Source organism: Termitidicoccus mucosus (assembly GCF_038725785.1).
Taxonomy (GTDB): domain Bacteria; phylum Verrucomicrobiota; class Verrucomicrobiia; order Opitutales; family Opitutaceae; genus Termitidicoccus; species Termitidicoccus mucosus.
Genome location: NZ_CP109796.1, coordinates 5982686 through 5998521, shown reverse-complemented (window position 1 = coordinate 5998521; position 15836 = coordinate 5982686). Strand labels below are relative to the sequence as shown.

Here is a 15836-nt window from a genome sequence, read left to right as displayed (position 1 = left end):
TACCCATGGCGTCAATCTTATCTATAATTTATATTATCCCCCTTCAAGATTCCCTCGGCTTTATTCCACAAGCCTTGAGCTTTTCGAGCAACCGACGGTTTTCCTCTTTATTAATAAACTCGCACAAATTCTTCGCCGTTTCAGGACCGACTCCGGATGTTGCCTGAAACTCCGACTCGGTCGCGCGGGCCAGCGTGTCCAGTGAGCGAAAACGCTTTGCGAGGGCTTTCGCGTTTTTTGCGCCGACGCCGGGCAGCCCGAGGCCGTTTATAAAGCGCCATGTTTCCGCGTGTTTGCTGCGCTCGACGGCGGCGAGCAGGTTTTCCGCCGAACGAGCTCCGATGCCCTCCAGCTTCACCAAGTCGCCGGCCCGTAGTTTGTATAAATCTGCCACGTCGCGCGCCAGTCCCGCGTCCACGAGGCGCGCGATCACTTTCGGGCCAAGGCCGGAGATGGCGAGGCATTCGCGCGACGCAAAATGCTCCAGCCGTCCACGAACCTGCGCCGGGCATGCGTCATTCGGGCAGCGCCACGCCACACCGCCGTCCGCGCGCGCAAGCGCCGCGCCGCACTCCGGACAGTTTTTGGGAAACACATAGTCCGCCGAATCCACCGGGCATTTCGCGACCACGACCTCCCGCACCACCGGGATGATTTCGCCCGCGTTGTGCAGCGAGGCCCGCCGCACCGTCGTGCCGGCGAGCCGCACGGGCTCCAGCTCCGCCACGGGCGTGACCACGCCGGTGCGCCCGACTTGCGCGGTGATGGCGAGCACGCGCGTCATGGCGCGCTCCGGGGCGAACTTGTAGGCGATGGCCCAGCGCGGCGCGCGCGCCGTGGCGCCCGCCTTTTGTTGCAACGCAAACGCATCGGTCTTCACCACCGCGCCGTCGATGGGATATGCGAGGCGGGCGCGCATTTTTTTGAGCTCCCCGATGGCCGACCACGCGGCGTCGAGGTCCGCGGACGGCCAGTAGCTTTCCAGCACCGGCAGCCCCCATGCGCGCAGCCGCCCGTGCAGCGCGGCCTGCGTGGCGACGCGGTTTCCATTCTCGTCGCGCAACGGTTCCTCGCAATGGCCGACGCCGTAAACCACAAGCCGCAGCCGGCGCTCCGCCGCCTCGCGCGGGTCGTGGAGTTTTGCCGAACCGGCGGCGAGATTGCGCGGATTGGCGAACAGCTCCAGCCCGGCGGCCTCGCGCGCGGCGTTGATGCGCTCGAAGTCGGCAAACGCGATATAGATTTCGCCGCGAATCTCGATAAACGCCGGCCACGCCGCGCCTGCCAGCCGGTCGGGCAGAGACGCGATGGAGCGGACGTTGGCCGTGATGTCGTCGCCCTCCGCGCCGTCGCCGCGTGTCAGCACGCGCGCGAGGCGTCCGTTTTCATAAACAAGGCTCACGCCCACGCCGTCGATTTTCGGCTCGACCACGTAGGCGAGTCCGGATGCGTCCGCGCCAAGCTGCGCGCGCAGCCGGGTATCGAAGGCGCGCAGGTCCGCCTCGTCGTAGGTGTTGTCGAGGCTGAGCATGGGCGCGCGGTGCCGACCCGGAGCGAAGAACGGATCGCGCGCATCCACGCCGGCGCGTTGCGTGGGCGAATCCGTCGCCGCCCATTCGGGATGCTGCGCCTCGAGTTCGCGCAGTTCGCGTTTGAGCGCGTCGTAATCGGCGTCGGATAGCTCCGGCGCGGCCTTGTTATAATAAAGATCGTCGTGCCGACGGATTTCACCGCGCAGCCAGTCAAGACGGGCGCGATCACCGGCGGATGCGGCGGCGACCGATGGCCGGGTGTCCGTCATGTTTTCATGTGCCCGGGCGAAGACCGTGGCAAATACCAGCAAAAGCGCGGCGGGAAATCTCGCCCAGCGGCGAAGACCAATGCCCATATTTCGACGAAACAGGAATGACATGCGGCGATAGGATTGAGGGTTAAACGCGCACAGGATACTGATGCCTTTGGCGCAACGTGTCGAGCCTACTGAAATTAGGCAATAGAACCGGGTATAGCAAATGAGGTTTGTGACCCAATGGGTTATAAACCGGTTGAGACCCGGCGTGCTGGCGGGGAGGATCAACCTTGGTTTTTCAGGTGGGCGATGAGCGCGGCGGCGCCTTCGGCCATGCTGATGCGCGACTCGTAACCGAGGTCGCGGCGGGCGGCGGAGAGGTCGAACCAGTGGTCTTTCGCGAGTTCGGCGGCGATGAAGCGCGTCATGGGCGGCTCACCGCGCAAGGGCAACACGCGCCACGCCGCCTCGCAACAGGCGCCGATTGCCGTTGCGGCGCGCAAGGGGATGCGGCGCGCGACCGGCTTTTCGCCAAGCGCGGTGAGCAGGTGGTTGATCCAGTCCCAGAGCAGGACGGGCTCGCTGTTGCGGAGCGCGGGCGAATCGGCGGCGAGGGCTTCGCGCTCGGCGACGGCCGTGGTGGGCGGATAGGGACCGGGGCATCGGGTGGTGAGCGGCAGAGTTTTGTCCGCGCCGGCTGGCTGGGCGTCCGCCGATGCGTCCAGCAAGGCTTCGTTTGTGCGGACGGAACCTGCGGCAGATGCCGGCAGAAGCGCGGCGGGAAAAACACACCCGGCGCAGACAAACAGACCGGGCTCGACGCAACGGCAGGGCCATGGGGCAATGCGGTCGGAGGCATGAAATCCAATGTTCCCGGCATCGCATGTCGAGCCCGCGGGCAAGTTTCGGGGATGGAGGCCGTCTTCGTCGAAAAAACGTAAAAAAAATTGCCACGCGGCAAGAAACACAGCTGTTTTGAATAAACCCTCTTCACGAATGAAGGAATCACTCAAAGCCATCATGTGCTCGGCCTTGGAGCAGTTTTCCGCGCAGACCGCATTCATGGTCAAGGCGGATGGAAACAAGTCGCCCTACGAAAAAATTTCCTTCCGGGAATTCAAGCAGGATGTCCTCACCCTGTCCGCGCAGTTGATCGAAAAAGGGTTCCAGGGGAAGCGCGTCGCGGTCATCGGCGACAACTCCTACCAGTGGGTGCTCGCCTATTTTGCGACCCTGTTCATCGGCTCGGTCACCGTCCCGCTCGACCGCGAGCTCCTGAAACCCGAGATATTGAACCTGCTGGGAAAGGCGAAATGCGAGGCGATTTTCCATGACAAAAAATACGAGGAGGCGGTCCGCGAGTCGGGGCTGGTGCACACGTTTCTCATGAGAAAATATTACATGAATGACGGCGGGACAAGCCGCGCGCTTGATATTGGGACGGCGCCGGGACGCGCGCAGCTGCAGGCGGCAAGGGACTTCGTTCCCGATGCCGACGCGCTGGCCTGCATCATGTTCACCAGCGGCACGACCGGCGAGGCCAAGGGTGTCCTGCACTCGCACCGCACGCTGGGGAAAAATGTGCTCGATATACAAGAGTCGCTTGGTTTCAAAAACACGGACAGCACGGTCTCCATTCTGCCGATGCACCACTGCTTCGAGTCGCGCATGGGCATTTCCTCCGAGCTCTCTAAAGGCGTGCGGATCGCGATCGGGGACGGGCTGAAATACATTTATAAAAACCTTGAGGAAGCGGAGGCGACCATCCTCCTCTGCGTGCCGCTTCTGCTCAAGTCGGTGCACCGCCGCATTTGGAACAACGCGGAAAAAACGGGAACAGCCGAGTCGTTGAAAAAACGCATCCAGGATCTCAAGGGAAAACGCTTCGAGCTGATGAAGACCAGCGGCAACAACGACGACGCGATTTTCGAGATCGGCAGGAAATTGTTCGAGGAGGAGCGCAAACTCGTGGGCGGGCATTTGCGGAAAATCTTCACCGGCGCGGCGGCGATTGACCCCGCGCTCATCAACGGTGTCCAGGACATCGGCATCAAGGTGCAGCAGGGCTACGGGATGACGGAGATGTCGGCGCTGCTCAGCTCGACGCGGCATTACGAGGACAATTACCTGAAAGCGTCGAGCGTCGGACGCCCGGTCGAGTCAGCGACTTTCAAAATAGACGCGCCCGACGAGGACGGGATCGGCGAGATTCTCATCAAGGGCCCGACCGCGATGCTCGGCTACCTCGACCGCCCGGACCTGACCGCAGAGGTGTTTCAGGACGGCTGGTATCGCACCGGCGACTACGGCTATCTCGACGCCGAGGGCTGGGCGTATATCACCGGGCGCAAAATGAACATGATCGTGACGCGCACGGGAAAAAACATTTTCCCGGAGGAGCTTGAGGTGGAGCTGGCGAAATCAAAGCTGATCGGCGAGCTCATGGTCTATGGCAGCGAGGACAAAAACGGAAACATCCTCGTCAGCCTGCAAGTGCGCCCGGTCATGGAAGAGGTGGCCAAGGCGCTCGGAAAAGCTGGGCCGGACTCTAATGAAATCTTCCAAGCGGTGGCGGCGGAGGTGAAAGCCCTCAACGCCACGGTGCCGAATTACAAACGCATCCGGCGCCTCGTGATCAGAAAAGAGGAGTTCATAAAAACCCCGACGGAAAAAATCCGCCGAAAAATGAATATCATTTAGAGTATTTCAAATATAGCCATGGCCGTTTTATAAAAATCATTTCAGCGCCCCTGCGCGAGGCCACGGCCTTATTCAGAATATCGTGGCATTTTTCGTTTGATATAACAAAATCCACCGCGAACCCAACCAAACAGGAAAAACTCGAATGACAGCAACATTGCCAACACAGGCACCCCGATTACACAACTGAACAGAGCCACTCAGCCCCCATGTTGGGGACAATACTGGACATTCGTGGCAGCCGCGGAATTACCCGCCCTTTCTGCCAGCGAATTAACCAAGGCGATTGATGGCCGCCAGGGCGATGGAACGTCCATTCATTGATTCCAAGGTGGCAATTGCCGGCATGCCGACCTCCTTTGGAGAGAAACACATATTTCACCGCCTTTTTCACAAGCGGTTTCCAAATCTCGACAAAGGAACCGTCCTGGGAATGCAACTGTATGCGCTGATGGTTGCAGACAGGGACATATGGATTTATCATGAAACGCAACACCCCGCGCACATGTTTCCAAACGCGACGTATTTCAGGTAAAATACACTATTGCCGTTCCACTCGGCAACGGTCCCGCTTCAAGCCCCGGCGCGGCCAGCCATCAGACCCACCAGTAGTATAGACAAAATGCCGCGGGTTTTGTGGAGGGCATGAAAACCCAAAGTGCTTACTGTTCTCATTGCGGAACAAAATTGAGCGGGCCGTGTGTGCGTTTTGCCCTTCCTGTAGCAAAAAAAATCGAGGAGTCCGCGGGGGCAGAAAACGGTTAATGCCATTTGCCAATGACCGTGGCATTTTTGCCGGGGTGTGGGTCTGGAGGGACGGCCTCCGTGCCGTCCACTTCAGGGAGGAAGGACGATACGGAGGCCGTCCCTCCAGAAAAGGCGCCATCTTCATTCACAGATGGTATCAGGCGCAATTGGAGCAGAGGAGGGTCAACCTTGGTTTTTCAGGTGGGCGATGAGCGCGACGGTGCCTTCGGCCATGCTGATGCGCGGCTCGTAACCGAGGTCACGGCGGGCGGCGGAGAGATCGAACCAGTGGTCTTTCGCGAGTTCGGCGGCGATAAAGCGCGTCATGGGCGGCTCGCCGCGCAAGGGCAGCACGCGCCACGCCGCCTCACAGCACGCGCCGATGGCGGACGCGGCGCACAAGGGGATACGACGCGCGACCGGCTTTTCGCCGAGCGCGGTGAGCAGGTGGTTGATCCAATCCCAGAGCAGGACGGGCTCGCCGTTGGTGACGAAGTAGGCGCGGCCCGCGCATCGGTCGATGTTCGCCTCGGCGAGCAGGTGGGCGTCGGCGGCGTTTTCGACATGCACCATGTCCACGCGGTTGCGTCCGCGTCCCACGATGCGGAGGCGTCCGCGCCGGGCCTGCGCGAGGACGCGGGGAATCAGGTGCGGATCGTCGTCGCCCCAGATCAGATGCGGACGGAGCGCGACGGTGCGGAGCGCGGGCGAATCGGCGGCGAGGACTTCGCGCTCGGCGACGGCCTTGGTGAGCGGATAGGGACTGGGACAGCGGGTGGTGAGCGGCAGGGATTCGTCGGCGCCGGCGAGGCCGCGTCCGTTATACACAACGCTGGGCGTGCTGGTGTGGACAAACACACGCGCGCCGTGCGCGCGGGCGCTCGCGAGAAGCGCGCGGGTGCCGAGGACATTGGCGCGGTGAAAGTCGTCATAACGCCCCCATACGCCGACTTTCGCCGCGACGTGAAAAACGGTGTGGATGCCGGCGCAGGCGTCGCGAAGCGCGGCGGTGTCGTCGAGCGCGGCGGTGATGAAACGCACGCCGCGAGCCGCAAGGTCGGGCGCGGCACGGCGCGCGAGGACGGTGACGGGGCGGCCTTGCGCGAGAAGGCGGCCGACGAGGCGCCGTCCGAGGAAGCCGGTGCCGCCCGTGACGAGCACGGGAGAAAGGGCTGAAGGACCGAAGAGCTGAAAGGCTGAAGGGGCAGGCATGTGTTTTATGAAGGCCGGGTGTTTCTCTTTTTGGCTTTCAGTCTTTCAGCCCTTCAATTCTTCAGCCTTTCCACTCGCGGCCCAAGACGCGAGCGTGAGGCGGTGGATTTTGGCGTTGTGGCGCACGTCCACGGGGAAATCGGGATGAAAATAAAACCGCGTGATGCCGGCGGTGAGCGGATGCGCGGCGGCGAGGGCGCGGAGTCCGGCGGCGAGTTTTGCGCGGTCGAAATTTCCGGCGGCGGGCTGCACGACGATGGCGGGGATTTGCGAGCCGGGCGTGCCGAGCCCGACGAGCGCGCAACGGGCGACTTGCGGATGCGCGCGGAAAACTTGCTCGCAGGGCTCGGTGAAAAGCGTGCCGGAGGCGGTCTCGACGCGCTCGGCTTTGCGTCCGCAGAACCAGAGGCGTCCGCCGGCGTCGAGGCAGCCGGTGTCGCCCATGCGGTGCCAGACGCCCGTGCCGGGCGAAGTGGGAAGTGGCAAGTGACAAGTATCAAGAAGTGGGGGGGCGGGGGCGTTCTTGTTACTTGTGTTACTTGATACTTGATACTTCCCGCCGCCATCGCCGGCGCCGCGAATTTTTGCGGCGGCAGTGGCGGCGGGCAGGTTGTCGTATTCGCGCGTAACCGCCGGGCCGGTGACGATGATTTCGCCGATTTCGCCGAGCGGAAGTTCGCGCGCGTCGGCGAGCGTGGCAATGGGCGTGTCGGTGATGGCGATGATTTTGATTTGGATTTCGGGCGTGGCGCGGCCCACGCAGGCACCCGGGCACGGGCGGGTCGCCCGTGCCACCCGATCCGACACGGGCGGGACGCCCGTGCCACCCAAACCGGCGATTTCGTCGCCACTAATTGTGCTCACCGGCAGGCATTCGGTCGCGCCGTAGGGACTGTGGAGTTTGCCGCCAGGGAGGATTTTTCGCGCTTTCTCCCATAGCGGCGCGGGCACGGGCGCGCCGGCGCAGAGGACGCGGCGGAGCGAGGGCAGCGCAATGCTTTCCCGGATACAGTGGTCGGCGAGCTTGTTCCACAGCGTGGGCGAACCGAAGGAATTGGTGACGTTTTCCTGGCGGACGGCCTGGATGATTTTCGCCGGATCGAGCGCGGCCGGGCGGCCCGGGTCGATCTCGGGGACGATGGTGGTCATGCCGAGCGCGGGCGCGAAAAGCGCGAACACGGGGAGCATGGAGAGGTCGGTCTCGCCGGGCTCGATTTCGTAAGCGGCGCGAATCGCGCGCACCTGCGCCTCGAACATGGCGTGCTCGTAGCAGACGCCTTTCGGCGCGCCCGTGGAGCCGGAGGTGAAGAGGATGGCGGCAAGGCCGTCGTTGTCGATTTCGGTTTCGGGTTTTTGGATGGCGGGTCGCTTCATGCGCGCGAGCGGCGAGCCGCTGGCGGCGACGCGGGTTTCGATGGTGCGGAAGGGGCGGCGCATCACCCGGCTGAGGATGCGCGCCAGCGGAATGCCGAGGAGGACGCGCGGACGGGAGTGCGCGACGCAACGCAGAAAGCCGCGCAGTCCCATGCCGGGGTCGATGATGATGGGAACGGCGCCGGTGCTGAAGAGCGCGAAGACGGAGGCAATGAGCGGGAGCCCCTGGCGCACCATCACGAGCGTGCGGTCGCCGGGGCGCACGCCGCGCGCGCGGAGATGCGCGGACCAAGCGCGAACCTCGGCGTCGAGTTCGGCAAAGGTGAGCGCGAGGTAATCGATGTCGCCCGAGCGGGTGCGCCCGCGCGGCACCTTGATCGCGACACGGCGGGGCTGGCGCGCGGCCATGAGCGGGAGGTGTCGGGCGATGTTCATGGTGGGATTTTGAATTTTCGATTCTCGATTTTCGATTTTTGATTGGGGGCGCTGCCGCGCCAGTCGGGAGACGGGAGGCGAAAGACAAAAGTGGCGCGACAGCGCCCCCAATCGAAAATCGAAAATTCTCTCCCCCTCACGCGGGGTTGAGCGCATCGGTGTTTCTGAGCAGTGCGGCCTGCCAGGGGAGGAGGATGTCGGAAATCTTGTCCGGCGCGCGGGCGATAAGGGCGAGTTGGGAGCGGTTGGCGATGAGGGTGGGGTCGAGCTGAAGCTCGGCGGCGACGCGGTCGCGGTCGGTTTTCAGGCGATCCTGCAGGGCAAGCTCGGCGGCCGTAAGCGGGTGGTGGTTGGGATCGCGACCGCGGCGACGGGGAAGGGTTTTCGGATCGCGGGACAGGCCGGCGACGAGGGCCTCGCGGAGGCTGGGGGCGAGGCGGTCATGGCGCTTGCCGAGGTTGATGGTTTCCAGAAGGGCGCGGGCGGAGAGGCCGTGGTCGGCGCCCTCGGCGAGCTTGAAGAGGAGATCGTTGCCGGTGACCTTGAAAGGCGGGACGTCGAGTTTGCGGGCCCAGTCCTCGCGCCAGTGCCAGACGGCATGGAGGACGGCGAGGCCGGGCGGGCGGAGGCGCTCGGAGCGGCCGACGCGCCAGTCGTTTTCGTCGTCGCGGGGGAAGCCACTGAGGGCGTTTTCGATCTGGCGCCGGCATTGCTGGTCGAGCCAGTCGAGGCGGCCGAGTTGCTCGAGCTGGGCGGTGAGGAGGTCGCGGAGGCGGGGAAGGTAATAGACGTCGAGCGCGGCGTAGTCGAGCAGGCGCGGCGTGAGGGGACGTCTGGACCAGTTGGCCTTCTGGGAGTCCTTGTCGAGGGCCACGCCGTAGTTTTCCTCGAGGAGGGAGGCGAGCCCGACGCGCTGGCGGTTGAGGAGCTGGGCGGCGAGCATGGTGTCGAACATGCTGCGGGCGCGGAAGCCGCAGAGATCGTAGAGGAGGCGCAGGTCGAAATCGCTGCCGTGCATGACGAGATGCTTGGTGGCAAGGCAGGCCCAGAGGGGGCCGAAGTCGATGGGCGCGAGGGCATCGACGAGGGAAATTTCACCGGCGACGTGGAACTGGAGGAGACAGAGGCGCGTGCGGTAGTGGTAGAGGTTGTCGGCCTCGGTATCGAGCGAGACTTCGTCGGAGCGCTCGAGTGCGGCGAGAAGAGGCGCGAGTTGCGCGGGTTGGTCTATGATTTTGTATGCGGGCTGGTCGGACATCGGACTTGTTTGACCGATGTGAAAACAGAAAAACCGGCGGAATCCAAGAGAGCAAAAAGGAGGCGAGGCGGATTTTGGGGTCAGCGGCGTGCGGAGCGCGCAACTTGAAGCAAGGGAATGCGGTTTGACGGGGCGGGCGGATGCCGTCCCCGATCTCGCGGGCAGGTTCCGAGCGAAGCGACATGCCTGCCATGCCCGCGCTCCCGTGACCCCGCGCTACTGCTACTGGTCGAGCTGGACGTTGTAGCGGGCGAGGGAGCTGGCCTCCAGGCGGGCGAGCTCGGCGAGGGCGTTGCGGAGGCTCAACCGGGCTTGCAGCTCGCGCATGCGGGCCTCGTTGAGATCGTCCACAAAATCGAGCACGAGGCGGAAGGTGCTTTTGCCCGCGTCGAACAGGCCCTTTTGGAGTTCGTATTGCTTTTCGCTGAGCTGGGTGGCGAGCGTGGTGATGCGCACGCCTTCCTCGCTGGTTTGCACGGTGCGCACGGCGGTGCGCACGGAGACGAGGATGTCCTGATCGATCTGGCGAAGGCGGATTTTTTCGCGGTCGAGGTTGTTCATCGCCTGGCGCCAGGCGGCTTTTTCGGCCCGGCGGCCCCAGGGAATCGAGAAGGTGGCGTCAACCCCCCAGTTGTAATTGCCGCCGTTGAAGGCGCGGTCGTAGGCGCGGCCGGTGTTGTCGTCGGGCGCGCCGAAGCCGAGGCTGGCGCCGACGTCGAGCGAGGGGAGCTGGTTGCGCTTCGCGGCCTTGGCGTCGATTTCGTATTGGCGGATGGCGTATTGGGCGGATGCGTATCCGGGGGTGTTGTCGAGGGCAAGTTTGTAGGAGCGGTCAAAGGAGACGTCGGGCGAGCCGGTGTCGTCGATGGCGAGGGGACCGATGGTGGCGGTGAACTCGAAGGGATTGATGAGGGCGAGGAGGTTATCCTCGGAGTCGTGGAGGGATTTTTCGGCGACGAGGAGGTCGTTGCGGGCGTTGGCCACGCCGACTTCGGCTTGCAGCACATCGAGGTCGGTGGCGACGCCGGCGGCGCGGCGGGCGCGGTTTTCGTCGAGGAGGCGCTGGGAGAGGTCGAGGCTGAAGCGGCGGACTTCGAGCTGGGCGCGGTAGTAGGCGAGATCGTAGTAGGCGGACTCGACGGAGCGGATGATGCCGAGCACGGAAGCGCGGAGATCCTCGTTGGCGCGGGCCACGCCGAGGCGCGCGCGGTCGATGGCGGCGCGGTTCACGTTGGAGCCGAAGTTTTTCAGGACGGGCTGGCGCACGGAAAAGACCACATCGCTGTCATAGACGCCGTTGTAGGCGGTGTTGGCGCGGGCGTTGCTGTTGCGGTTGACGCCGGTGGAGAGCTGGAGCGTGGCGCCGGTGATGACTTTCTGCGCGGCGCCCACGGTGGCTTCGATGTTGTTGCTGTTGGTGTTGACCATGGCCCCGGGCGTGCTCGACGAGCGATAATCGCTTTCGGAAAACGTCTTTCCAACCGTGGCCCTGAGGGTCGGGTCGTATTCGGCCTTGGTGATCTCAAGCGTGTCCTTCGAGGTCTCCGTGGTGTGGCGCTGGATGCGCAGGTCGAAGTTTTTGTCGAGCGCCATGGCGACACATTGATCGAGCGCGAGGGGTGGCAGCGCGGGATCGACGGCCGGCGCGGGCGAAGGGATATTGGGCAGCGACAGCGAGGACTGCGGGGGCAGCGGGGCCGAGTTTTTTCCGGCCTCGGCGGCAGATTCCGCGGCGGGAGGATCAGCGGGGGCGGAAGACTGGGCGTGGAGTGCGGGCGCGGCGGCGCAGGCGGCGGCAAGGAAGAACGAAGCGAGTCGGTGAAGCATGGAAATTCTTGGATGCGACTGGAAAGTGCGAGAACTGGCGGTGGAGGACACTGGAATTGGAGAGAAGATGCGGTGCGTTAGCAGTCAGGGTTTATGGTAATACGACGCATACCGACATTTCACGCAGGAAAAGGTGGCGGCGAAGTCGGCTGCATGACGCGGGGAGCTGGCAAAGGTTGCGCAAGTCATGGAGTCAAACCAAGAACGGGGCCGGGGTGAAAGTTATTTTTTTGGCGGGCCGGAAATAAAAAAACAGGACAGCCATGCGAGCTGTCCTGTTTTTTCGGAAATGCGCGACGGGGCGCGACCGGCCGCGGAGGGTTATTCGGTCACCGAGGCGGTGCGGTTGAGTTCCTTGGTCATCAGGTCGTTGATGTAGGCCGAGGCCGCGGCGCGACCGTAGTAGGCGGCGACCTGGTCGCGCGTTTCGATGTAACGCGGATTGGTCTCGGTGGCGTCGGGCAGGGCCTTCGTGCGCGCGTAAACCAGAAAGCCTTTGTCCGTCGTGGCGACCATGGTGGATACGTCGCCCTGGTTGAGCGACTGGAGGGCGGTGCCGACTTGCGGCGTGAGCCCGGCGGGCGGTTCGCGGCGGGTGAAATCGGCCAGGCTGGAAACCTCGACCTTCACCCCGGCGGCACCGGCGGCGGACTCGGCGGCCTGCGCGAATGCCTTGCCGGACTGGAGCGCGGACTCGATGGAGGCGCGGATGGTCTGGCCGAGATCGGTGAAGAGACGGCGTTTTTCGTTTTCCGTGTAATCGGCCGCCACGCGGTCGCGCACTTCCTCCAGCGCCGGCTCGCGCGAGGGGATGGTGGAATTCCAGAACAGCACGATGCTGCCGCGCTCGGTCTGGATGGCATCGGACACGCGGCGGTCTTCGCCCAGAGAGAAGGCCTGCGCGGCGATCTGGCGCGCCGCGCGGGGATCCCCGGTCAGCTCCACCGGGACATCGTTCTCGGCAAAGGCCGGGACTTCGCGGTAGGTGGCCTTGTGATCGAAGAGGAGGTCGGAGAAAGCCTTGGTGCCGGGCTTGGCACCGCTGTCAAAGAGGGCGACCGCGAAATCGCTGGCAGCCTGGCCGGCGATGCGCATGGCCTGCTCGGCGCGGTAGGCGGACTCGACCTGCGAACGAACGCGCTCATAAGCGGCATCGGCGGCGAGCTTCGGGTCGGTGGATTCCTCGGCCTTGGGCGCGTCGGCGGGCTGCGGAAAGCGGGCGGGATTGGCGTCGTAGAAGGCGCGAAGCTGCTCGGGCGTGGCCGGGCGCACGGAGGCGAAGGCGGCGCCAAGGGGGAACTCGGCATAGCTCACGTTGACCTTCGGCGCGATGGTGTAGCGGAAGGTGTTTTTCTTGAAATAATCCTCTATGTCCGCGCCGGTGGGCGTGACGGCGGGTGTGAAGCTGGCGCGGTCAATGGAGGCGATGTCGATGGTCCAGACCGTGTCCTGCTCCTCGAGGATTTGCCTCACGTCGGCGGGCAGCACGTAGCCGGGGCCGCTCAGCAGCGTGTGGAGGCGCTCGATGCGGATGTCATCGGAAATCACGCGGTCGATTTCGCTCTGGACGACGGCGGGAAGGCTCTGGCGAAAGGCCTGGTAGGCGGCGGCGTCAAACTGGCCGTCCTGGCCGGCAAACCGGCGCAGGCCGCGGATGTGCTCGACCTTTTCGGACTGGGTGGGCGCGGGGATGCGAAGCTGGTTGGCGAGGTAAAGCGCGGTGTAGCGCGGGTAGGCGAAGCGCTGGAGCATCTCGCCGTTGGCGGGAAACCCGTATTGGAGCTCGATGCTGAGCGCGGCGTCGCGGCTGAGGCGTTCGCTGTCGACGGGGGAAGCGAGATTGAGGTCAAAGAAAGGCTTCGTCGCCATGTGCCGGTCGGCCCGCCCGAGTCCCGAGGACGCGTTGGTGACAAAGACAAACGAGATGATGATGACGATCAGCAGCACCGCGAAAATGACACGGAAGTGCTTCTGAAAGGTGTTTTGGATCCAGGAGATCATGAGCGTGCGAAGGGTGAAAAGGACCCGACGCTAGGGCGGCGGCGGCGGGTGTCAATGGGAAGAAATGGCCGGAAACGACGGGAAACGGATGCGCGAAAACGTGCGCCGCAGTCATTTGACCACACCGGCCAGCCAGGCGACAAACGCGTCTTTCCACCCATCCGAAGGGGTTCCCCGCCCCAGCGAGAATCCGTGTCCGCCGGTCTCATAGATGATCAGTTTCACCGGAACCCGGGCCCGCTCCAGCGCGCCAGCCAGCAAACGGCTGTGCCCGACCGGCACCTTGTCGTCGTCCCGGGCATGGACGATGAAAAACGGCGGCATCCCCGAGCGAACCTGCTTTTCCAAGGAGAACCGTTCGACTTGCGCGGGCGTCGGCGCCGGACCGAGCAGATTGCGCCGCGAACCGGCGTGCGCGATGGGTTCGCCCATGCTCACCACCGGATAAAGCAACGCGACGAAATCGGGCCTGGTGCCATTGCTCCCGTTGCCCAGAAACGCCGTCGATCCCGCCAGATGCCCGCCGGCCGACGAGCCCATGATGCCCACGCGGCCGGCATCCACGCCCCACTCCGCCGCCCGGGTTCGCACATAGCGGATCGCCTCAAGGGCGTCCTGCTGGCTGCGCGGCAGTTCCCCGCCCGCCCCCGCCTCGGCGGGCTTGGGCATGCGATATTTCAAGACCGCCACCGTGTATCCGAGATTTTGAAAATATCGGGCGACCCAGTGCCCCTCGCGGTCAATCACCACCCCGTGATACGCGCCTCCCGGGCAGAGGACAAACGCCGCCCCGCGGTTTTTCTCCGGGGCGGGCCGGTAAACCGTGAGGGTGGGAACCGCCACGTCAAACACCACCCGGTGCAATCCGCGATCATCCCCGCCCCGCGGGTAAAAAAGCACGCGTTCCGCCGCAGGCTCCTTCACCGCCGGGTCCGGCGGACGCAGCGGAAACTCCTCGCACGTCTGCCCGCGCAGAATCATCGCCATGCACGCGGCGGCCGTTGCCGTCACGCATCGTATTGCCTGCATATTACCAGCCATCACATGGCCTCCGACTCCAGACTCATATAGTATTCGATCAGCTCCGATGACGTCCGCCCGGATATATCATCCCAGGCCGGAAGCGGCATGCGCTGGCGCGATTCCGAAAAAATCCCCTTTCGCACCAGCAACCGCTTGAAAAAGGCCACGGAAGTCGCGAGTTCCTGATTCGTGAACGCAAGGACGGGCAGCAGGCGCCTGAACAAGACAAGGGCCTCGCCGCGCCTGCCGGACTGGTATAAATGATAAACCCGCTTGTATAGTTTGATCATTGCGCTCTCGGGCACCATGGCGTCAACGCCGCGGTCGAGCGCCTCGATCATCTGGGTGATGGCCCACCCGCCGGCGATCCAGAAACCCGCGCCGCAGGCCGACCGCACCTCGCTGTATTTGGGCCCGGCCGGGACGGTTTCGATCTTTATTCCCGCAAACCGCTCATGGCGCTCGCGAAGCCGGAGAATCTGTCCCGCATCCATGCCGGGGCCGGCAAACTGCAAATCCTGGATGACCACCGGGCCGGGCGTGACGCGGAACACCTCCTGAAAAAACGCATCGATCCCGGCCGGCGCCCCATACAGCGATTGCGGCACCGCCACGAGGCTTGCCACCGCGCCGGCCTCCAGCCCGGCGCGCGCACAGGCGGCGCATTCGTCCGGCGTGTCCGCCGATGCGCCCGCGATGATGGGCACCCGGCCGCGGATGTAGCGGCTCACCGCGCCGAGGATGGCGTCCCGTTCCGCCCTGGACAGCCAGGCGACCTCGCTTGCGACCACTGGCAGCAGGAACCCATCGACGCCCGCGGCAATCGCATCCTCGACGAGCCTCTCGATCGAGGGCATGTCAACCCTCCCGCCGGCGCCGAACGCCGTTTGCACCACCGACACAATACCTTTGGGCAGCGTAGTCATTACGTTACTCATGTGCTTAATTTGATACAGACTCATAACATATAACAACTATTCCTGTTCGCTCCTATTTAACCAGACAAATGTTTGATCAATAGTCGCTTTACGCAGTCGAATTAAACCTGATTTGCGGAATTTCGCTTGTGTGACCCATTTCTCAATTTTGCTCCAGACTCGCGCCCTCCAACTTTTCAGGCGTCTTACTGGTCATCGAAAAACACAAAATTCAATATTTCCTCTTCTATATAGTGTTCAATCGCTCGCCTCACTAATTTTTCAACACTATCGAGATCTGGGCTTTCTTGACGCGACCACATTCGCAAGGCTTTGCTGTAAAGTGCAGCAGGATGTTCTAATTCGAAGGCGCGATTATAATAACTGTCGCCCAATCGCTTATTATCGTCGGCAAATGCATAATTCAAATACAGTCGGTAGGCGGCATTTGCATCACCTGCTTTTGTCTTTTTATCATATGCTCCCACCTCTGTTGTGCGCAGTTTCGGGTAATTCGTTGTTATTGGCACTACGTATTCAGACATTTCATCTG

Annotated in this window: 11 protein-coding genes; 1 reads left to right on the top strand and 10 read right to left on the bottom strand. The window is 63.4% G+C overall.

Translation table 11 applies throughout. The features are described 5' to 3' along the window. Nucleotides 1–43: 43 nt before the first annotated feature. Both ligA and OH491_RS20910 read right to left on the bottom strand, forming a co-directional pair. Nucleotides 44–1801 (bottom strand): NAD-dependent DNA ligase LigA, encoded by a 1758-nt coding sequence (gene ligA, locus OH491_RS20915; protein WP_342750673.1) that lies wholly within the window; start codon nucleotides 1799–1801, stop codon nucleotides 44–46. Between the two features lie 272 nt (nucleotides 1802–2073). After that, complete coding sequence (locus OH491_RS20910; protein WP_334319651.1) at nucleotides 2074–2517, bottom strand: hypothetical protein; 444 nt, start codon at nucleotides 2515–2517, stop codon at nucleotides 2074–2076. A gap of 268 nt (nucleotides 2518–2785) precedes the next feature. On the opposite strand from OH491_RS20910, the gene OH491_RS20905 reads away from it, so the two are divergent. Further along, nucleotides 2786–4489 carry an AMP-binding protein gene (locus tag OH491_RS20905; protein ID WP_068772595.1) on the top strand — a complete coding sequence of 568 codons (1704 nt, stop codon included), beginning with the start codon at nucleotides 2786–2788 and terminating at the stop codon, nucleotides 4487–4489. 930 nt (nucleotides 4490–5419) lie between these two features. Here the strand turns inward: OH491_RS20905 and OH491_RS20900 are convergent. The 8 genes from OH491_RS20900 to OH491_RS20865 form a co-directional block, all read right to left on the bottom strand. Beyond that, nucleotides 5420–6448, bottom strand: coding sequence for an NAD-dependent epimerase/dehydratase family protein (locus OH491_RS20900; protein ID WP_068772597.1), 1029 nt, complete (start codon nucleotides 6446–6448; stop codon nucleotides 5420–5422). A gap of 45 nt (nucleotides 6449–6493) precedes the next feature. Next, on the bottom strand, nucleotides 6494–8257 hold the full coding sequence (locus tag OH491_RS20895) for an AMP-binding protein (protein WP_068772598.1): 1764 nt from the start codon (nucleotides 8255–8257) through the stop codon (nucleotides 6494–6496). Nucleotides 8258–8393: 136 nt separating this feature from the next. Further along, nucleotides 8394–9515 (bottom strand): ribonuclease D, encoded by a 1122-nt coding sequence (locus OH491_RS20890; protein WP_068772599.1) that lies wholly within the window; start codon nucleotides 9513–9515, stop codon nucleotides 8394–8396. Nucleotides 9516–9737: 222 nt separating this feature from the next. Next, on the bottom strand, nucleotides 9738–11342 hold the full coding sequence (locus OH491_RS20885; RefSeq protein WP_084442609.1) for a TolC family protein: 1605 nt from the start codon (nucleotides 11340–11342) through the stop codon (nucleotides 9738–9740). A gap of 321 nt (nucleotides 11343–11663) precedes the next feature. Then, a complete protein-coding gene (locus OH491_RS20880; protein ID WP_068772601.1) occupies nucleotides 11664–13343 on the bottom strand; it encodes a peptidylprolyl isomerase in 1680 nt (559 codons plus the stop codon). Between the two features lie 111 nt (nucleotides 13344–13454). Further along, nucleotides 13455–14354: an alpha/beta hydrolase gene (locus tag OH491_RS20875; RefSeq protein ID WP_334319652.1), complete on the bottom strand. Its 900-nt coding sequence runs from the start codon at nucleotides 14352–14354 to the stop codon at nucleotides 13455–13457. Between the two features lie 29 nt (nucleotides 14355–14383). Further along, nucleotides 14384–15304: a dihydrodipicolinate synthase family protein gene (locus OH491_RS20870; RefSeq protein ID WP_334319653.1), complete on the bottom strand. Its 921-nt coding sequence runs from the start codon at nucleotides 15302–15304 to the stop codon at nucleotides 14384–14386. A 185-nt stretch (nucleotides 15305–15489) separates the two neighbouring features. After that, a complete protein-coding gene (locus tag OH491_RS20865) occupies nucleotides 15490–15828 on the bottom strand; it encodes a hypothetical protein (protein WP_342750672.1) in 339 nt (112 codons plus the stop codon). Nucleotides 15829–15836 lie beyond the last annotated feature (8 nt).

Bases quoted from the DNA above. Each gene is read 5' to 3' on its own strand.
- ligA (WP_342750673.1), bottom strand. From the start codon at position 1,801: ATGACGGACACCCGGCCATCGGTCGCCGCCGCATCCGCCGGTGATCGC.
- OH491_RS20905 (WP_068772595.1), top strand. From the start codon at position 2,786: ATGAAGGAATCACTCAAAGCCATCATGTGCTCGGCCTTGGAGCAGTTT.
- OH491_RS20900 (WP_068772597.1), bottom strand. From the start codon at position 6,448: ATGCCTGCCCCTTCAGCCTTTCAGCTCTTCGGTCCTTCAGCCCTTTCT.
- OH491_RS20895 (WP_068772598.1), bottom strand. From the start codon at position 8,257: ATGAACATCGCCCGACACCTCCCGCTCATGGCCGCGCGCCAGCCCCGC.
- OH491_RS20890 (WP_068772599.1), bottom strand. From the start codon at position 9,515: ATGTCCGACCAGCCCGCATACAAAATCATAGACCAACCCGCGCAACTC.
- OH491_RS20885 (WP_084442609.1), bottom strand. From the start codon at position 11,342: ATGCTTCACCGACTCGCTTCGTTCTTCCTTGCCGCCGCCTGCGCCGCC.
- OH491_RS20880 (WP_068772601.1), bottom strand. From the start codon at position 13,343: ATGATCTCCTGGATCCAAAACACCTTTCAGAAGCACTTCCGTGTCATT.
- OH491_RS20870 (WP_334319653.1), bottom strand. From the start codon at position 15,304: ATGAGTAACGTAATGACTACGCTGCCCAAAGGTATTGTGTCGGTGGTG.
- OH491_RS20865 (WP_342750672.1), bottom strand. From the start codon at position 15,828: ATGTCTGAATACGTAGTGCCAATAACAACGAATTACCCGAAACTGCGC.